The sequence below is a fragment of the Ruegeria sp. YTSA219 genome (assembly GCF_059609985.1).
Window position 1 is genome coordinate 241,266 of the sequence record NZ_JBXWMT010000002.1, and the last position, 17,891, is coordinate 259,156.

General features: G+C 56.1%; 19 protein-coding genes. 9 read left to right on the forward strand and 10 right to left on the reverse strand.

The features are described 5' to 3' along the window. Positions 1 to 75: 75 nt before the first annotated feature. From tig to AC2FFB_RS04265, 3 genes are all read right to left on the reverse strand, one after another. Positions 76 to 1,407 (reverse strand): trigger factor, encoded by a 1,332-nt coding sequence (gene tig, locus AC2FFB_RS04255; protein ID WP_496728528.1) that lies wholly within the window; start codon positions 1,405 to 1,407, stop codon positions 76 to 78. Between the two features lie 183 nt (positions 1,408 to 1,590). Further along, positions 1,591 to 2,715 (reverse strand): porin, encoded by a 1,125-nt coding sequence (locus AC2FFB_RS04260; protein WP_246097124.1) that lies wholly within the window; start codon positions 2,713 to 2,715, stop codon positions 1,591 to 1,593. 271 nt (positions 2,716 to 2,986) lie between these two features. Further along, positions 2,987 to 4,693, reverse strand: a complete 1,707-nt coding sequence (locus AC2FFB_RS04265) for an NAD(P)H-hydrate dehydratase (protein ID WP_496822913.1) — start codon at positions 4,691 to 4,693, stop codon at positions 2,987 to 2,989. 169 nt (positions 4,694 to 4,862) lie between these two features. Here AC2FFB_RS04265 and AC2FFB_RS04270 point away from each other — a divergent pair, with 169 nt between their 5' ends. From AC2FFB_RS04270 to AC2FFB_RS04290, 5 genes are all read left to right on the forward strand, one after another. Beyond that, positions 4,863 to 5,201: a P-II family nitrogen regulator gene (locus AC2FFB_RS04270; protein WP_142633129.1), complete on the forward strand. Its 339-nt coding sequence runs from the start codon at positions 4,863 to 4,865 to the stop codon at positions 5,199 to 5,201. 35 nt (positions 5,202 to 5,236) lie between these two features. Beyond that, entirely contained in the window at positions 5,237 to 6,643 is a 1,407-nt protein-coding gene (gene glnA / locus AC2FFB_RS04275; RefSeq protein ID WP_142633127.1) for a type I glutamate--ammonia ligase, read from the forward strand. Between the two features lie 105 nt (positions 6,644 to 6,748). After that, on the forward strand, positions 6,749 to 7,393 hold the full coding sequence (locus tag AC2FFB_RS04280) for an MSMEG_1061 family FMN-dependent PPOX-type flavoprotein (protein WP_281994452.1): 645 nt from the start codon (positions 6,749 to 6,751) through the stop codon (positions 7,391 to 7,393). 65 nt (positions 7,394 to 7,458) lie between these two features. Continuing rightward, a complete protein-coding gene (locus AC2FFB_RS04285; protein WP_281994451.1) occupies positions 7,459 to 8,247 on the forward strand; it encodes a lytic murein transglycosylase in 789 nt (262 codons plus the stop codon). A 197-nt stretch (positions 8,248 to 8,444) separates the two neighbouring features. Beyond that, a complete protein-coding gene (locus AC2FFB_RS04290; protein WP_281994450.1) occupies positions 8,445 to 9,359 on the forward strand; it encodes a hypothetical protein in 915 nt (304 codons plus the stop codon). Positions 9,360 to 9,396: 37 nt separating this feature from the next. On the opposite strand, the gene AC2FFB_RS04295 is transcribed toward AC2FFB_RS04290, so the two are convergent. Next, complete coding sequence (locus tag AC2FFB_RS04295; protein ID WP_496705908.1) at positions 9,397 to 10,140, reverse strand: heme-dependent oxidative N-demethylase family protein; 744 nt, start codon at positions 10,138 to 10,140, stop codon at positions 9,397 to 9,399. A 122-nt stretch (positions 10,141 to 10,262) separates the two neighbouring features. Between AC2FFB_RS04295 and dddP the strand changes: the two genes are divergently transcribed. After that, complete coding sequence (gene dddP / locus AC2FFB_RS04300) at positions 10,263 to 11,606, forward strand: dimethylsulfonioproprionate lyase DddP (protein WP_496693391.1); 1,344 nt, start codon at positions 10,263 to 10,265, stop codon at positions 11,604 to 11,606. 4 nt (positions 11,607 to 11,610) lie between these two features. On the opposite strand, the gene AC2FFB_RS04305 is transcribed toward dddP, so the two are convergent. After that, on the reverse strand, positions 11,611 to 11,793 hold the full coding sequence (locus AC2FFB_RS04305; protein ID WP_271947667.1) for a hypothetical protein: 183 nt from the start codon (positions 11,791 to 11,793) through the stop codon (positions 11,611 to 11,613). A 232-nt stretch (positions 11,794 to 12,025) separates the two neighbouring features. Between AC2FFB_RS04305 and AC2FFB_RS04310 the strand changes: the two genes are divergently transcribed. Next, positions 12,026 to 13,240 (forward strand): bifunctional alpha/beta hydrolase/OsmC family protein, encoded by a 1,215-nt coding sequence (locus tag AC2FFB_RS04310; RefSeq protein WP_496874533.1) that lies wholly within the window; start codon positions 12,026 to 12,028, stop codon positions 13,238 to 13,240. Positions 13,241 to 13,246: 6 nt separating this feature from the next. Here the strand turns inward: AC2FFB_RS04310 and AC2FFB_RS04315 are convergent, their stop codons facing one another. The 5 genes from AC2FFB_RS04315 to AC2FFB_RS04335 form a co-directional block, all read right to left on the reverse strand. Next, positions 13,247 to 13,585 carry a hypothetical protein gene (locus AC2FFB_RS04315; protein ID WP_271947672.1) on the reverse strand — a complete coding sequence of 113 codons (339 nt, stop codon included), beginning with the start codon at positions 13,583 to 13,585 and terminating at the stop codon, positions 13,247 to 13,249. 10 nt (positions 13,586 to 13,595) lie between these two features. After that, complete coding sequence (locus AC2FFB_RS04320) at positions 13,596 to 14,153, reverse strand: hypothetical protein (RefSeq protein WP_496713759.1); 558 nt, start codon at positions 14,151 to 14,153, stop codon at positions 13,596 to 13,598. Between the two features lie 136 nt (positions 14,154 to 14,289). Continuing rightward, positions 14,290 to 14,877, reverse strand: coding sequence for a biotin transporter BioY (locus tag AC2FFB_RS04325; protein ID WP_142633110.1), 588 nt, complete (start codon positions 14,875 to 14,877; stop codon positions 14,290 to 14,292). A 75-nt stretch (positions 14,878 to 14,952) separates the two neighbouring features. Beyond that, positions 14,953 to 15,375 (reverse strand): DUF6314 family protein, encoded by a 423-nt coding sequence (locus tag AC2FFB_RS04330; protein ID WP_496713757.1) that lies wholly within the window; start codon positions 15,373 to 15,375, stop codon positions 14,953 to 14,955. Then, positions 15,372 to 15,704: a hypothetical protein gene (locus tag AC2FFB_RS04335; RefSeq protein WP_281971905.1), complete on the reverse strand. Its 333-nt coding sequence runs from the start codon at positions 15,702 to 15,704 to the stop codon at positions 15,372 to 15,374. Before AC2FFB_RS04335 ends, AC2FFB_RS04330 begins: the two co-directional genes overlap by 4 nt. An 89-nt stretch (positions 15,705 to 15,793) precedes the next feature. Here AC2FFB_RS04335 and purB point away from each other — a divergent pair, with 89 nt between their 5' ends. Next, positions 15,794 to 17,098, forward strand: a complete 1,305-nt coding sequence (purB, locus tag AC2FFB_RS04340) for an adenylosuccinate lyase (protein WP_496693385.1) — start codon at positions 15,794 to 15,796, stop codon at positions 17,096 to 17,098. Between the two features lie 182 nt (positions 17,099 to 17,280). Continuing rightward, positions 17,281 to 17,826: a tetratricopeptide repeat protein gene (locus tag AC2FFB_RS04345; RefSeq protein ID WP_281971903.1), complete on the forward strand. Its 546-nt coding sequence runs from the start codon at positions 17,281 to 17,283 to the stop codon at positions 17,824 to 17,826. Positions 17,827 to 17,891: the final 65 nt, after the last annotated feature.

Sequence of the window (17,891 nt, forward strand, 5' to 3'; positions counted from 1 at the left end):
GCCACCCACACGGAGCCGTCTTTTTCAGACGGCTCCGTTTTTTGTGCCCATAAGAATTCTATGGGCAGAAGAGGATTACTCCTCTTCCAATGCCTCTACGGCTTTCTGCAGGTCGTCTTTGCTGACTTCTTTATCCGCAACCTGGGCCAGCTCGACGATATAGTCGATGACTTTGTCTTCGAAGATCGGCGCGCGCAGTTGCTGCTGCATCTGAGCGTTCTGCTGCACGAACTCAAAGAACTGGCGTTCCTGACCAGGGTATTGGCGCGCCTGGTTCATGATCGCTTGGGTCATCTCGGCATCGGTGACTTCAACTTCGGCCTTCTGGCCCAGCTCGGCCAGCAACAGGCCAAGACGCACGCGGCGTTCGGCCAGCTTGTTGTGCTCGTCAGTCGGCTCGATCTCATCGTGGTCGTGGCCTTCCACTTCCGGGTTTTCTTCGTGCCACAGCTGGTGTGCGATCTGCTTGGCCTCGGCATCTACCAGCGACGGTGGCAGATCAAACGAAACCTTCACGTCCAATGCGTCCAGCAGAGCACGCTTCATCACCGCCCGCGAAGCACCGCTATATTCCGCTTCCAGACGTTCTGAAATCTGGCCTTTCAGCGCTTCCAAGTCTTCTGCACCAAATTTGGTGGCCAGCTCGTCGTTAATCTCGGCGGCGACGGGTTCTTTCACATCCTTGACGGTGCAGGTAAACACAGCGTCTTTGCCGGCCAGATGCTCGGCACCGTACTCTTCGGGGAAGGTGACGTTTACGTCTTTTTCTTCCTCGGCCTTTACGCCAACCAGCTGCTCTTCGAAACCGGGGATGAAGCTGTTGGAACCCAGAACCAACGGATAGTCTTCAGCGGATCCGCCCTCGAACTCTTCGCCATCAACCTTGCCGACAAAATCGAACACAATCTGGTCGCCGTCCTTGGCTTTCGAGCCTTTGCGGCGGGATTTGAAATCCTGCGCGGTTTCAGCCAGGTTGCCCAGCGCTTCTTCAACGGCCGCGTCATCGGCTTTGACAACCAGCTTTTCCAATTCAACCGATTTCAAGTCGACCTCAGGGATGACAGGCAGGGCCTCATAAGACATCTCGACATGTACGTCGTCGCCTTCTTTCCAATCCTCATTGGTCATCTTCACCTGAGGCTGAAGTGCCGGACGCTCACCGCTGTCTTCGAAATGCTGGTTCATTGCACCGTCGATGCTTTCTTGCATCGCCTCGCCAAGCAGACGCTGACCAAACTGCTTTTTCAACAGTGCCATCGGTACCTTGCCTTTGCGGAAGCCCTTCATCTCGACTTCAGGCTGTGCTTCGACCAGTTTCTCGTTAACTTTGTCGTCCAGCTCAGCTGCGGATACGACAATGTTATAGCCGCGTTTCAGACCTTCGTTCAGCGTCTCGGTAACCTGCATTATGGTAGTCCCCATAGGATTCGGGGCGCGCAAAACGGCGCGCCGGGCAAATTTGAGGCCTTCTATTTGCCCAGCCGCCCGCGTGCAAGGGGCAAAGCCCGGATCAGCCTTGTTTTGCCGCCGATTTGACCAAAAAAACGCCCCGGACCTGGCCGGAGCGTTCTTGAGGAATTGTTCGCGGGATCAGAACTTCCAGCGCGCACCCAGCACCCAAGCCTCGTTGTCATCGAAACTCGTGGTGTCATCAAAATCATGGTTACGGTATTTCAAGTAGGCATCGGTGTTGATACTGTCGATGCGCTGTACGACAGCGATACCCCAGGCCTTAGTACTCGAGCCGTCGATCGAGAAATCAGATCCGTCGAAATAGTCAATGCCGATACCAGTCTTACCCCATGACACCCAATCGTCTTCATACGCAAGCTTCGCATACCAGTAATTCGGGTCACTGGCACCGCTGGAAGTGTCATCTCTTGTACCCAAAGCTGCGGTTACGCTGAAACCACTGGGCAGCAGAACCGAGGCGGACCCGATTGTGTCTTTTCTCTCCCCGGATCTGCTATCGTAATCGCGCACGGCGTAGGCGAGGGATGCAGCAATCTCCACCCCGTTGGATAAGGTATTTCCATAGGACACCGACACATCGTAGTAATCATCGTCATCGCTGCTGGACAGGATGTTTTGACCATAGGCTATGGCTGCTGAAAACCCATTGAAATCCGGCGTGTCATAGCGAATGCGCCCGCGCCGTGATCCATCGAAGTTATCAGAGGTGTCACCAACGGTAATGCCGCTGAGCATACCATCAGCCTCACGGTAGAAAAATGCGCCGTTCTCATCGTTGGTAAAGGAATAGAGCGCGGTACCAACATAGGACAGATCGGATTCTGCCGCCCCGTCCGAGGCCATGCTGCCCTGCCCGGCAGAGAACTTACCAAAGCCCCCCTTCAGCGCAAAATCGACATGCCGAATATCTTCGCGGTTCCAGCCATCGGTGTTTGTCCCATCCTGATTGGCGCTCCCCGTGCTGGGCAGGCCCAGACCGGATTCGAACCGGAAGGTAAACTCATTGCTGCCATAGGGTTGCATCAAGAACAGCCCGACCCGGCTGTTTGACAGATCATTGTCCAGCAAACGGGTTTCCGTTTCATCGCCGTCGTCAACCGAGACAATGACGGGGTTAAACTGGCCATATAGCTCAACATAACCGCCGCTGTTATTGTTATATCTAAGCTCTGCCGCTGCTGGGATGGCCGATGCAGCGGTCAGGCAGGTCGCAATCGTGCTTATTGATACTTTCTGGGTCATAGTCATTCACCATAATGGATCCATTTACGGGCACTGCTCGCTTGTGCGCGATTTCTCTATGATCCCCTGTCTCGGGCCCATTCAGCTCGCGCATCTTGTGCGAATATAACCGCAGCTGAAGGGTGTTAATTTGATCTACTTCAAAACGATAGAATATATGTCATCCAAGTCACCCAGACCGCTTGCCGCAATACTGACGCCTGACCTGAATTTCATCATACGCTCATTTTGGGACATCGAATACTGCAGCGGCGGATTTTCGCCGAGACGATTAAGAACCCACTTCCCGCAAAACCCGTGGCAACTGTTCGGGCAAATCTTCAGCGATCAACCCCGGCCCGAAAGATCGCGCACATTCCACATGCAGCCATGCCGCAGTTTCCGCGGCCTGCAAGGGCGAGAACCGCCGCGCCAGCAACCCGGTGATAAACCCCGCCAACACGTCCCCGGCCCCGGCTGTCGCCAACCAGGGCGCCGCACGTTCATAAACGGCCGAATTCACTGAGCATCGGCCGTTCGGATCCGCAATCACGGTATCGGGTCCCTTGAACAGAACCACGCACCCTGCCCGCCCGGCAGCCTCTCGGGTGGCGTCCACTTTGGAATAGGCCGGACCCTTGATGGGAACCGCCTTCAGTTTTTCCGCAATGTCCGGGAACAACAGCGCAAACTCGCCGCCATGCGGGGTGAGAACACAGTTTTCATGCAGCATCCCAAACAGGGCTGCAGGATCATCCGCGAAAGCCGTCAGTGCGTCAGCATCCAGAACCGTTGCGCGCTCCGCAGCCAACGCAACCGGCACCAGATCGCGCGCACGGTCCAGCCCTAGACCGGGGCCGAGACACAGAGCATTCAGCCGCTCATCCTCTAGGATTTTCGACAGACCATCCGCGCTCTCGACCCGCTGCAACATGACCGCCGTCACTTGCACCGAAACCTCCATCTGAGCCGCAGGAGGCACGCCCAGAGTCACCAGCCCCGCCCCAATCCGCAGCGCCCCCCGCGCTGCCAGCCGCGCAGCACCGGTTTTGCCGGGGCCTCCGGTCATGATCAAGGCGTGGCCGTGCGAGTATTTGTGCTCAAACGAAGCCTTGCTGAGATTCTGTGGCAATCCACTTTCATCTACCAATTGAGACAGCACTCTCCTCAAACGTCGCTCGCTATGCAGATCAGCCAAAGACTTGCGCGAGATCGAACCGAGATCGCTTGGCGAAGACAACCCAATGTCAACTATGACGGTCTTTCCACAGAACTGGGCCCCTACGTCCAGAAGATGTCCACGCTTTTTGCTATGAAACGTCACTGTTAGGTGGGCGCCAACAATTACACCTTCGTCCCCCAGAATCCTACCGCTATCAGCGCAAAGACCAGACGGAATGTCGACCGAAACGACGCGCGGCCACCACGGATCGGCATCCGCCTCTGAACCTATCTGAAGCTTGGAAAGAGCAGGTTTCAATCCACCAATCTGACGTATTAGCCCTGTTCCAAACAAAGCATCCAATATCAAATCAGGGCCTTGCGAACTTGACGGTCGGGCTGCGTGTTTCTCCAACTTGGAAACTTCACGTTTGGTCGGTGTCGGCAGGGTAAGCTTAGAAACTTCACCCAGCTCCAGCCACCGCTCATAATTCACCCGCGCATCCGGCGGCAGCTTCTCTAGGTCGCCATACAGAAACACCGCGACCTCCCACCCTTGCTCCCGCAAAAGCCTGGCCACGACGAACCCGTCCCCACCGTTGTTTCCTGGCCCACACAAGACAACTGCCCGCAACGGATCCTCTTCATCTGGCCGCGGATACGTCAGGGAACGCGAGGGGCTGGCCCCTCGCCTGTCCAACTCTGGCCACTCCTCGAAAATCGCCTCGACAACACCCTGCCCAGCCCGTTCCATCAGCTCAAGACCGGTCACCTCACCGGACTCAATGGCCGCTTGTTCGATCGCCCGCATCTGTGCTGCAGTCAGTAAATCTGTCATGCTGAACCCTCGTGCGATTCAATTTTGACTATTTTTTGTGCAAACTGTTCAAAATTTCACCGGCCACCCAATTTCCATGCAACCCGGCATCGCCATTTTCTCATTCACATTGCCGCCCGATCTTAGACGTGGTCAGTGCCATCCTGACAAGAGTTAAAGGGAGCCCGGTATGAAGAAGATCGAAGCGATCATCAAGCCGTTCAAACTGGACGAAGTGAAAGAGGCGCTGCAGGACGTCGGAGTCCAGGGCCTCAGCGTGATCGAGGTCAAGGGGTTTGGCCGTCAGAAAGGTCACACTGAACTTTACCGCGGCGCGGAATATGTGGTCGACTTTCTGCCCAAGGTGAAGGTCGAGGTTGTGCTGGACGACGATCTGGTCGATGCCGCCATCGAAGCCATCGTTTCCGCCGCCAAAACCGACAAGATCGGCGACGGCAAGATCTTTGTCTCACCCGTCGAACAAGCAATTCGCATCCGTACCGGCGAAACCGGTTCGGACGCACTGTAACAAGACCAAATCTTCAATTCAGAGGAATCAAGAGAATGAGCAAGGACGCAGTTCTTCAGCTAATCAAGGACGAAGGCGCCGAATATGTCGACGTCCGCTTCACTGACCCGCGCGGCAAACTGCAGCACGTCACCCTGGTGGCCGATCAGGTAGATGAAGACTTCCTTGAAGAAGGCTTCATGTTCGATGGCTCTTCCATCGCTGGCTGGAAGTCCATCGAAGCCTCGGACATGAAACTGATGGTCGATACCAACAGCGCCTATGTCGATCCGTTCTACGCAGAGAAAACCATCTGCGTGCATTGCTCAGTTGTCGAGCCCGACACCGGTGAAGCTTATGAGCGTGACCCGCGCGGCACCGCCCAGAAAGCCGAAGCCTACTTGAAAGCAACCGGTATCGGCGACGTGGCCTATATGGGCCCAGAAGCCGAATTCTTCCTGTTCGACGACGTTCGTTTTTCCAACAGCATCAACAAAGTATCCTACGAAGTTGATGCAACTGATGCATCCTGGAACACCGACACCGAATACGAGATGGGCAACATGGGCCACCGCCCGGGGGTTAAGGGCGGTTACTTCCCGGTCAACCCGATCGACGAAGCCCAGGATCTGCGTTCGGAAATGCTGTCGACCATGAAGCGTCTGGGTATGAAGGTAGACAAGCATCACCACGAGGTTGCGTCGTGCCAGCACGAGCTGGGCCTGATCTTTGACAGCCTGACCAAACAGGCAGATGAGCTGCAGAAGTTCAAATACATCATCCATAACGTGGCGCATGCCTACGGCAAATCGGCGACCTTCATGCCGAAGCCAATCGCAGGCGACAACGGTACCGGCATGCATGTGAACATGTCGATCTGGAAGGACGGCAAGCCTCTGTTTGCTGGCGACAAGTATGCTGATCTGTCGGACGAGGCACTGTTCTTCATCGGTGGTATCCTGAAGCACGCCAAGACATTGAATGCCTTCACCAACCCGGCGACCAACAGCTACAAGCGACTGATCCCCGGATTTGAAGCCCCCGTCCTGCGTGCTTACTCGGCTCGTAACCGTTCGGGTTGTGTCCGTATTCCGTGGACTGAAAGCCCGAAAGCCAAGCGCGTCGAGGCCCGCTTCCCCGATCCGGCAGCGAACCCCTATCTGGCGTTTGCCGCTCTGCTGATGGCCGGTCTGGACGGCATCAAGAACAAGATCGATCCGGGCGAAGCCATGGACAAGAACCTCTACGATCTGCCTGCCGAAGAACTGGCCGACATCCCGACCGTTTGCGGCTCGCTGCGTGAGGCTCTGGAAGCTCTGGCATCGGATCACGACTTCCTGCTGCAGGGCGACGTGTTCACCAAAGACCAGATCGACGGCTACATCGCGCTGAAGATGGACGAAGTCGAAACCTACGAACACACGCCGCACCCGGTTGAGTACGGCATGTATTACAGCTGCTGATCCAGAATTTTCGTCGAAAATTCTAAAGGGGCGTCCATCGGGCGCCCCTTGTTTCGTTTGGCCCGATCTTTCACACTTGCCATTACCCCGGTTAGGAGAGATCGCATGTCAGCCGAAACCGCATTCGCCCCGTTCTCGGATTTCGTCACTTCGAAAGAGGAACTGGAACGCATCACCGGCGCGCCCCTTCCCCAGATCATCGCCAAGGAACAAGCCGCGCTGGACGGCATGTGCCGCGACTTTATTGCCAAGTCGACCTTCTGCCTGATCGCTTCGGCCAATCCGGGTGGTTATCTGGATATCTCTCCTCGTGGGGATCCCGAAGGGTTTGTTCGGGTGATCTCAGACACTCTGATCGCCATTCCCGACCGCCCAGGCAACAAGCGGACTGACACGTTTCACAATATAATACAGGACCCGCGTGTTAGTGTGATCTTCCTAGTGCCTGGCAAGTTGGAGACTTTGCGCATCCGAGGAACCGCGCGCATATGTATTGACCCGGACTTGCTGAACAGTATGGCAGTGAATAATCGCGCGCCTAAGCTAGCCCTTATGATTCATATCGAGACCGCTTTTGCACATTGCCCTAAATGCGTCATCCGGTCGGATCTGTGGCAACCTGAAAACTGGCCAGATTCATCAGGGCTTCCCAATATGAACGCCATGATGGTCAAGCACGCCAAAATCGACAAAACGCCGGATGAATGGTTTGATAGCCTGAAGGGCACCGGGGAACTCGACCTTTATTAACCCCTTTTCGTGTGCGGCTTCCCTGCCTAGGCTGCCCCTGTCATTTCATTGGATCGGATTACAAGATGCTTCGGCTTGCTCTTATTTTGGCAATTTCTCTACCTGGCTTTGCGGCAGCGGCCCCCTGTGGCAACACCGGAAATGGATTTGAGACCTGGAAGCGGGATTTCGCGAAGCAGGCCCAGCGCGCGGGAGTAAAAAAGAAGGGATTGCAGGCGCTGAGCCAAAGCCAATATGCCACCCGAACCATTGCTGCGGACAGAAACCAAAAGAGTTTTAAATACTCGCTGGACAAATTCATGCAGATACGCGGCGCGGATACTATCGTTGCACAAGGCCGCAAGCGCAAAGCAAGGAACCCTCAGTTCTATGCGACGCTTGAGCGTCAGTATGGGGTACCAGCAGGCATCCTGATCGCTATCCACGGAATGGAAACAGGATTTGGGAATTTCATGGGTGACAGTCAGGTTGTGTCAGCAATAACCACTTTGGCCTATGATTGTCGCCGATCCGAGTTCTTCATCCCCCACGCTATCGGAGCACTGAAGCTGGTCGATCAAGGCAGCATTACGACCAACACCGTTGGTGCCAAACACGGTGAACTGGGACATACACAGTTTCTGCCGGGCAATGCCTTGGAATACGGTGTTGATGCCACCGGTGACGGTCAGGTCGATTTCTACAACATGACCGATGCGCTGGCCTCGACCGCTAATTTCCTGCGTAAAAAGGGCTGGAAGCCCGGACGCGGATATCAACCGGGCCAACCGAATTTTGCGGTCATTCAACAGTGGAATGCCGCGACGGTGTACCAAGAATCCATCGCAATCATGGCTGCTCGAATCGACGGATGATTGTGTCGGTCTGTCATGTAGGGCGACCGCAATTCAGACACATTGTCGCCACAGACGCTAAATAGCCCTTAAAATGCCTAGGTTTCCAATGCGTAATCAATCTTGCCGATTTCTCATTTTTTTCCATTTCCGCCCAATTCTTTCCCTTATCTGTTGATAATTTGAGTCATCTGACGGAATGCACAAAGGAATGCGCAGTGACTCCGAAGCACAGCTATCACGGCGGCCTGCAGTTCACAGGCAAGACCAATGGCGCGATCGAGCGGTTTGGTGCCATCGTGGCGGCGACCCTGGAAGATTACGGCCATCTTATTGAGCGCAAAACGATCTTGAACACGACCGAGGCGAGCATCGTCTCAAGTCAGTACCTCGTGCGCCTTACGCTGGATACCCAACTGGCTGAAACAGAAGACCGGTTTGAACGGCGGGACCGTGCGGCCGGTCTGAGAACCGTCTCGAAACCCCGGGTGACCCTGCCCGAAAACCGGTTGACGGTCACAATTACCCCAGTATCCGCCTTGCTGGACGACAGCGAGATCTCGGAGCTTATGCTTGTTGTGATCCTGTATCGCATGGTTGATATCTGTGCGACTCAGCGCGTGGAATGGCTGTCTCCGAATACAGTCCTGACCATGGAACAATTCATGAGTGCTTTTGACACTCTGGCGCCCGTTAAACAGCGGGACAGAAAACAAATTTTCGAATCCGTTTCCGGGCCGTTTGCAGGTCTTGAATTAACGGAGACAGAAGATCTGGATGAGCCAAGAAACAAAACGCAGACCTCACATGCGCGGCCAATCCAGCTGTCAGACGAGCAGTTGCTTAGCATTGCTTTTCGGACAGAACCGATCGAGCAGAAACCGGATGATCGGACCGACACTCCCCCCCTCGACCACGAGAAACCCAATGATATCCTGCGACTTACCAGTTGGGGACTTACGGGTGCCGTGGCCAGCGTGTCGGTCCCGATCGCGGCCTCGATGGCTGCCGTCAACCTGATCCGAGGTGAAGATTTCCGCCTGAATACTCAGGTACTTGCCTATTCGGTTGCAATATCAGCGCTCAGCACCAGCGGTGCCTTTGCCGGTGTGGCAACTGCTTTAGGCATGTAGGCTAATTCCAATAAGACCCTCCTAAGAAGCCCCGCCGTCAGGTGGGGTTTTCTTTTTGGCGAAGGCTTCCAGCCTCAAGAACATAGGTGTGGATCGAAAAAACCACAGCCCGCGTTTTCGGCAGCCGCAACAATGTTTGCCTCTCGCTGCGCAAATAGCACGCGTCTCCGGGTGAACTGACCTCGCGCGGTTCTGTAGCGCTTCGAGGCTGATGCAGATCGGCATCCTCATACCACAGCGCATTAAACCGCCAGAGCGGCTTATCGGGCTGAATTCCATCAAACAACCGCTGGACACGGCGCGCGATGCTTTCGTCGTAGCTGTTGACCGGTACATGGATGTCGATCAGGGGACGCATGAATTTTTCTGACAGTCGCCAACTGGCTGGAAAACACAAAACCGCGCCAGTCAAAACATGTTCGTCCCCTTGCTTTTGCAAGATACAGATATCCTCCTGCACCAGTCTGCAAAGGGTTTCCATTGGGGCCTGCCGATCAATCTGGACCTTCTGCCCATCGGCTCTCGTGACGAGGTCTGAGCATCCGGGGTACGCATATTGCAACACCAGGTCCAAGACTTCTTGTGCGGCTGGTTCGGCTTCGAGCGCCAGCGCAAGAACATCAGCGTGACGCTCTTTCAGCAACGCTTCCCGATATTCCATCTGGGCCGCGAACGCTTCGTCCTGATGCAACCAAGTTTCCATACTGGCGGGCTGAATACCCGGCAGCGGGCGGGGTTTCAAAGGATCATAGGGAGTAGAGGTCTGCAAAATGGTCGTCATGAACCCGACCTAACATCGGCACTTCGACTTGTCGGTCAAAAAGCGACGGATGGCGGTCGCAAATTATCAAGACGCTGAAAGAATGCTTCTTCACGCTCGATAGACAGGCAGGGAGGGCTACTATGAACCGTCACCATAGAGATATCCGCAAGATCGACCCCACCAAAGGCACAGCGCTTGGGGACGGCACGCCCAATGATTTGGACCGGATCGAGATCGGCCCCACACAGCTGGCCTTCGCCGAATGGGAAGCCGCCGGGCTGTCCTTGCCGAACCTTGAGAGGATGCGTGAGTTTAGGTGGAAACGTCTGACCAAGGCCATCGTTGATCGTGGCTATGGTGGCTTGTTGATGTTTGATCCTCTGAACATTCGATACGCCACAGACAGCACCAACATGCAGCTCTGGAACACGCATAACCCCTTCCGCGCGGTGCTGTTATGTGCCGACGGGTATATGGTGATCTGGGATTATAAAAACTCACCTTTTCTAAGCAAATTCAACCCATTAGTGAAGGAACAACGTTCGGGCGCCGACCTGTTCTATTTCGATCGCGGCGACAAGGTCGATGTTGCCGCGGATGTACTCTCGAACGAAGTGCGGGCGCTGATTGATGCGCATGGCGGCGGTAACAAGCGGCTGGCTGTGGACAAGATCATGCTGCACGGTTTGCGCGCCCTTGAGGCCCAGGGGTTCGAGATCATGGAAGGCGAGGAAGTCACTGAAAAGTCCCGCGCCGTGAAAGGCCCGGACGAAATTCTGGCGATGCGATGTGCCAACCACGCCTGCGAGACCGCGGTGGCCGAGATGGAGGCATTTGCCCGCGCTAATGTCGGAGACGGAAGAACCTCGGAAGACGACATCTGGGCCATTCTGCATGCCGAAAACATCCGGCGCGGCGGGGAATGGATCGAAACCCGCCTGCTGGCCTCAGGCCAACGCACCAACCCGTGGTTTCAGGAATGTGGTCCCCGGATCACGCAAAAGAATGAAATCATCGCCTTCGATACCGATCTGATCGGGTCTTACGGCATCTGCATCGATATCTCGCGCACCTGGTGGATCGGGGACGAAAAACCCCGCCCGGATATGGTCTATGCCATGCAGCACGCGCATGAGCATATCATGACCAATATGAAGATGCTGAGACCCGGTGTTACGATCCCTGAACTGACCGCCAACAGTCACAGGCTGGATGACAAGTTTCAGGATCAGAAATACGGTTGCCTGATGCACGGCGTTGGCCTGTGTGACGAGTGGCCTCTGGTCGCCTATCCGGACAAGGCCGTTGCAGGTGCCTACGATTACCAACTGGAACCGGGCATGGTTCTGTGCGTCGAAGCCGCGGTTGGCGAGATAGGTGCAGATTTCTCAATCAAACTCGAAGATCAGGTTCTGATCACTGAGGATGGGTATGAAAACCTGTCCACCTATCCCTTTGACCCACAGCTTATGGGGCTGGCCTGACCCCTCAGTTCGGCCAGTTTGACCGTTTGACGTTCCCATGCCAGTCCTCGATTTCCGCGCTGGCAAAAGATGTCGGCTGTGTCCAGTTCTGACCCGCGGCAAAACTGACGACCGCAGTTACGGCGATAGCGATCAGTAAATCTACTCGAAGATTTGTGCCATGTGGCTGAGAAGTGAGATGTACCATTGTTGCCTCCGTGGCTGGTTGTGTTCGACAGGCTCAAGATGAGGGTGGCATTCGCTTTATTAAAGTGAATGTTTGATTGGCAATGCATCACAAAAGTTGATGCAATCTATCGCACCAGAACTCCGCCGGCCCCTGACCCAGTCTCACCTTCCCGTGACGCTTCTTACATAGGGGTTGAGACCCCTCGCTGGCGGCCACAATATTGAGGCACCTCATGACGTAAGGAACTGCCATGCCCACCGAACGCATCACCTTTGCCGGTCACGACGGCCACCAACTGGCTGCACGCCTCGACCTGCCGGACGGGCCTATCCTTGCTACGGCATTGTTTGCCCATTGCTTTACCTGTTCAAAAGATATCCCGGCCGCGCGCAGGATCGCAGCCCGTCTGGCAGCGATGGGTATCGCGGTATTGCGGTTTGATTTCACAGGCTTGGGTCATTCAGACGGCGAATTTGCAAACACCACTTTCACCTCGAATGTTGAGGATCTGATCGCCGCCTCACGGTATCTGGCTGGACGGAACATGTCCCCGTCTCTGCTGATCGGGCATTCTCTCGGAGGGGCAGCGGTTCTGCGCGCCCGAGCTGGTATTTCGAGTGTTAAGGCCGTTGTTACGCTGGGCGCGCCTGCCGATCCAGGGCATGTCTCGCACCATTTCGACGCCGCACTGTCGGAAATCCAACAAGAGGGATCGGCCGAGGTCACTTTGGGTGGTCGCCCGTTCCGTATTGGCAAAGCGTTCGTCGAAGATATCGCCCAATCCGCGCTAACCCCTGCGATTGCGGATCTGAAGGCCGCGCTGCTGATACTTCATGCGCCACGCGACGAAACGGTTAGTATCGACAATGCAAGCGCGATCTTTCTGGCAGCCAAACATCCCAAAAGCTTCGTGACGCTGGACGACGCTGATCACCTGATTACGCGCGCGGCGGATGCGGAATATGCTGCAGATGTAATAGCGGCTTGGGTTACGCGCTATGTGGTGCTGCGCCCGCCTGCCCCACCACCGGGTGCGCCCGAAGGCGTAGTGCGGGTGACTGAGGCCGATCCCAACGGATTCCAGCAAGACATTCAGTCCGGCCCCAAGCATCATGCTGTTGCGGACGAACCGGCCTCATATGGAGGCACCGACCGCGGTATGTCGCCCTATGGCTTTGTGTCATCGGGTCTGGGAGCCTGTACTTCGATGACAATCCGGATGTATGCGCGGCGCAAGGGCTGGCCACTAACAGGCATCACTGTCGATGTTTGCCATAACAAGGTCCACGCACAGGATGCGGGTCTGATCACTGACAACAAGGTCGATCTGTTCCGCCGCAAAATCCGGCTCGAGGGCCCCTTGGATCAGGATCAGCGCGCACGTCTGCTTGAAATCGCCGACAAGTGCCCTGTTCACAGGACACTTGAAGGAACAGCGAAAATCACGACGGAATTGCTGTCGTGATCCGCATCAGCGCCGCCGCGGTGACGGGCGGTGAATAGGCGGCCGGGCAACTGGTGGCCGGGCAACCGGTGGACGTGCCGGGGGCTTGGCGACAGGGGGGCGTGGGCGCGCCGGGGGCTTGGTGACCGGAGGTTTGGGTTTGACCGGAGGCTTACCCTGCGGTGGACGATTTACATCAATGTCCACATCAACGTCGTGATAGTAGTCGTTCCAAAGCATCGAGTCATAGAACGGATCATATCCGTATCCCACACCAACCGTCACGCCGTCGCAGGCAGACAAGGTGATACTGGTCAAACCGAATACCAGCGCGGCGATCGACCGTTTCATCAGCTTACGAGTCATCCAAACCTCCTCACTGAAGCGACCGGAATGACGCGAATACGGCATTCAGGTCGTCCACATAGCCAGGGTCGGCGCCGTCTCTTAATACGGCCACTGCTACAGCCACGCGATCACGCGGCAAGTCAATCACTGTGGCCGTGAAATTTATCCCCCGCCGATCACGGGTGCCGGTACCGCGGATAACCCGCGCTGGCAGACCTCCGATCCGGGTTGCGACTGTTTCCGAAACGATCGGATCTTTGACCAGAAACTTGTCGATATCCTGAAGGTATCGCAGGCCACCGTCGATGGATGACACACCAGATGGCGAGACAAATCCAATCCATACGTCGTCATCCGTTACCGGTTTGATCCCCATGACTCGGGCAACCGCGCGGGGATCGTTCAGCTCGGTGTCATCGACCTCACGCGGGCCGCCAGTACGAACCGACCAAAAATCTGGTACCGCAAAGCTGAACAAGGCGCGCCCTTCATCAGTATAGGTGATCGGTGTTTCGGCTTTTGCACTCCCTGCCCCGGCGCAAACAACCGCGCAGGAAAGGGTTACAGCCCTCAATAGATTAGGCATATCTGAATAACCTGTTGTTTCTATTGCTACAGCTTGAACTGTGTCGACCGGTTTTGTCCAGCCTCTTGTTGGCGCAACAAAAAACCGCGCTGGGATCGCTCCGGGCGCGGTTCATGTCAACTAGGTTGACTGTGGTTTAGGTGCGGGCGTCGCCCACCAGCTTCCACAGGCCGGGGATCAGCAGCGCGGCCAGCGCGAGCTTGATCGCATCACCCACCAGGAATGGTGTCAGGCCCCATGCCAGGATCGGCTGGTCCCAGCCATAGAGCTGGCCCAGCCACAGCAGGCCGGGGACATAGATCAGAACGTTGGCCAGTACCAGCGCCAGCGCCATTTTCACGACCGAACGGTCCCAGCCGCGCGCGGCCAGCGTACCCAGCATCAGGGTTGCCAGCACATATCCGACTAGGTAGCCGCCTGTGCCACCCATCATGTAAGTAAGGCCGAATTTTTCAGCCGAAGAGCCCGCGAACACGTCAAAGCCCAGCGCGCCGATCAGCAGATAGCCCATCATGGTTACCAGACCCAGCCGTGCGCCATAGGCGGTGCCGATGGTCAGAACCGCAAATGTACCCATGGTGATTGGAACCGGCCACATCGGCACTTTGATCTTGGCGGCGACGGCCAAGGCAACGATGCCCAAAGCAACCAAAACCACCTGTTTGACGCGCAGCGCCGTCCCTTCACGTGGGCCAAATGCATTGGCCAATACGTTCGCATTCATGTTGTTTCTCCCTAAACGGACCGAGATTCTGCAACAGGAATGCCCTGTCAGCGCCGCATCTGCAAGATGATTACGCTACCGCAGCATGTATTCCGTATTCATTTCGTATGATTTCCGGGGGCCGGACACGGTCCAACGGACCCTCCAACAGGGCCAGCCCGAGAAATCATAGACTGCGTCATAGCTGTCCGGCGGGCAATTATGGTGATCCGCAGCCTGCGCCTGGCCCAGCTTGAGAGCGTGGAAATAACGCCCGTCATCAAAATGCACCGCAACGCTTTCGCCCTTGTCTTGCCACAGGTATCGGCGCGTTCCCATCATCTCGGGCTGGCCCGGAATGCGCAGAGTTACCGTCTCGTCATAGATCAGACCGTCTTTGGACCTGGTGAATCGCGCAGAGCCATCGGCCAAAACCACCTGCCCGGCCCGCGCATCCCGAATGGTGCGTGACAGGCTCCAGCCTCCTTCGAAGTCGGTCAGTTCGTTTGGAAAGGTCATTCGGGATAATACCCGTCTGTGATCTCGCCTGCGTCGTCAATAAATCGAATGATGACACCGCTTTGCAGAACATCATAACACGCCCAGATATCCGAAGGCGGCCAAACCGAGCAATACTGATCGCCCTGCACGGCCCACTTTCCGGTGCTGGGACGACCCGAAAAATAATGGGTCACCCCGCTTTGGTCGAATGTTTGCCAGATGCCGTCGCCATAAGTTAGTTTTTTGCCCGACAAGGCTTCGGCAATTTCATCACCCGTCAGCGGCCAGAACTCTGTCGCTGCCGCAACACCAGGCCAAAGGGATAAAATCAGGGCAAACCGTCTCATCACCGCACTCGCGCCTTGTTCCGTAGGGCGACTGGGTTTAAACCGCGCCGCAACGACCTCTGCCAAATCATAAAAAGGTGCCGCTGCCAATGATTCCACGTTATTCCCGCCCCGACATGGTCGCCATCTGGTCGCCTGAGACGAAGTTCCGCATCTGGTACGAGATCGAGGCCCATGCCTGTGACGCCATGGCCGATCTGGGCGTGATCCCGCGTGAAAACGCCGAGGCCGTGTGGAAGGCCAAGAATGTGGAATTCGATGTGGCCCGCATTGATGAGATTGAGGCTGTCACCAAACACGATGTCATCGCTTTTCTGACCCACTTGGCCGAGCATGTCGGCAGCGATGAGGCGCGTTTCGTGCATCAGGGCATGACCAGCTCGGACGTGCTGGATACCTGTTTCAACGTTCAGCTGACCCGCGCTGCCGACATCCTGATCGCCGACCTCGAAGGTTTGCTGGCCGCTCTGAAACGCCGCGCGATCGAACATAAGGACACTGTCCGCATCGGCCGCAGCCACGGCATCCACGCCGAGCCCACCACAATGGGCCTGACATTCGCGCGCTTCTATGCCGAGATGGATCGCAACCTGTCCCGCATGCGCGACGCACGGGCCGAGATTGCAACAGGTGCGATCAGCGGCGCGGTCGGCACCTTTGCCAATATCGACCCTCAGGTCGAAGAGCATGTCTGCGACAAGCTGGGACTGGTGCCCGAACCGATCAGCACGCAGGTCATCCCCCGCGATCGCCATGCCGCGTTCTTTGCCACGTTGGGCGTGATCGCCAGCAGCATCGAAAACGTTGCCATTGAAATCCGTCACATGCAGCGGACCGAGGTTCTTGAGGGGGCCGAGTTCTTCTCGATGGGGCAGAAAGGGTCTTCGGCGATGCCGCACAAGAAGAACCCTGTACTGACCGAGAACCTGACCGGGCTGGCGCGCATGGTGCGCGCGGCGGTGATCCCGGCGATGGAGAATGTGGCGCTCTGGCACGAACGTGACATCTCGCACTCCTCGGTGGAGCGCATGATTGGGCCGGACGCCACGATCACACTGGATTTTGCTCTGGCTCGACTGACGGGCGTGATCGACAAAATGCTGATCTTCCCCGAGAACATGATGGAGAACATGAACAAGTTCCCCGGTCTAGTGATGAGCCAGCGGGTTCTGCTGGCGCTGACGCAGGCAGGGGTCAGCCGGGAAGAGGCTTATGCTATGGTTCAACGCAACGCGTTGAAGGTCTGGGAACACCGCACAGACTTCAAAGAAGAACTTCTGGCGGATACTGACGTGACCGCCGCCTTGAGCAAGGAGGAGATCGAAGAGAAATTCGATCTCGGCTATCACACCAAACATGTCGATACGATCTTTGCCCGGGTGTTTGGCGAGTAAAATTTCGTAAAGACTCTGCAATACTGACCCGCACAAAATTTTTGTGCGGGTTTTTCTTTGCTTGATCACGGCAGGATCATTCCCGCTTTCTAACTTGTGAATAAATTCGCGCGATCAGTTGTTAGCTTTTGTATAGAACGCGCTATGCTTATTCTGAGCAGCCCTACGAACGGAGACCAATTATGCGCCTCATCCTAGCTTCGGTTATTGCAATTCAGGCCCTTACATTTGCCCCCATGGTTCATGCCGCAGGTGGCGGCGGGGGATCGACGCCGCCAAAAACAACAAACACCACCAAGAAATGTCTGTTCGGACGGGTCTATGATGAGGCCGCGGGCAAATGCGTAAAGCCCAGCAACACCAATTTCACTCAGGATCAGCTGTACCACGCCGTGCGTGAACTGGCCTATGACGGGCAGTTCAAAAACGCCCAAGGCGTGCTGCGCGTGATGGACCAGAATGACGATCGCGTCTTGACCTATTGGGGATTTACCTATCGGAAGATGGGCAAGCTGGAACTGGCCAACCTGTTCTATGAAGGTGCAATTAACGCAAATCCCGACAATATCCTGGCACGTTCCTATATGGCGCAAGGCTTTGTCGCCGAGGGCAAAACTGATCTGGCGATTGCGCAGTGGCGTGAAATCAAAGCACGTGGCGGCGAAGGAACCTGGGCAGAGGTTTCCCTGCGCGAGGCGATCCGCACCGGACTGACCTACAACTACTAAGCTTCAGCCTTTCTTTACCCGACTCTCTGTAATCTGCCTGTGGAACAGGAACTTTGGCACCGCAG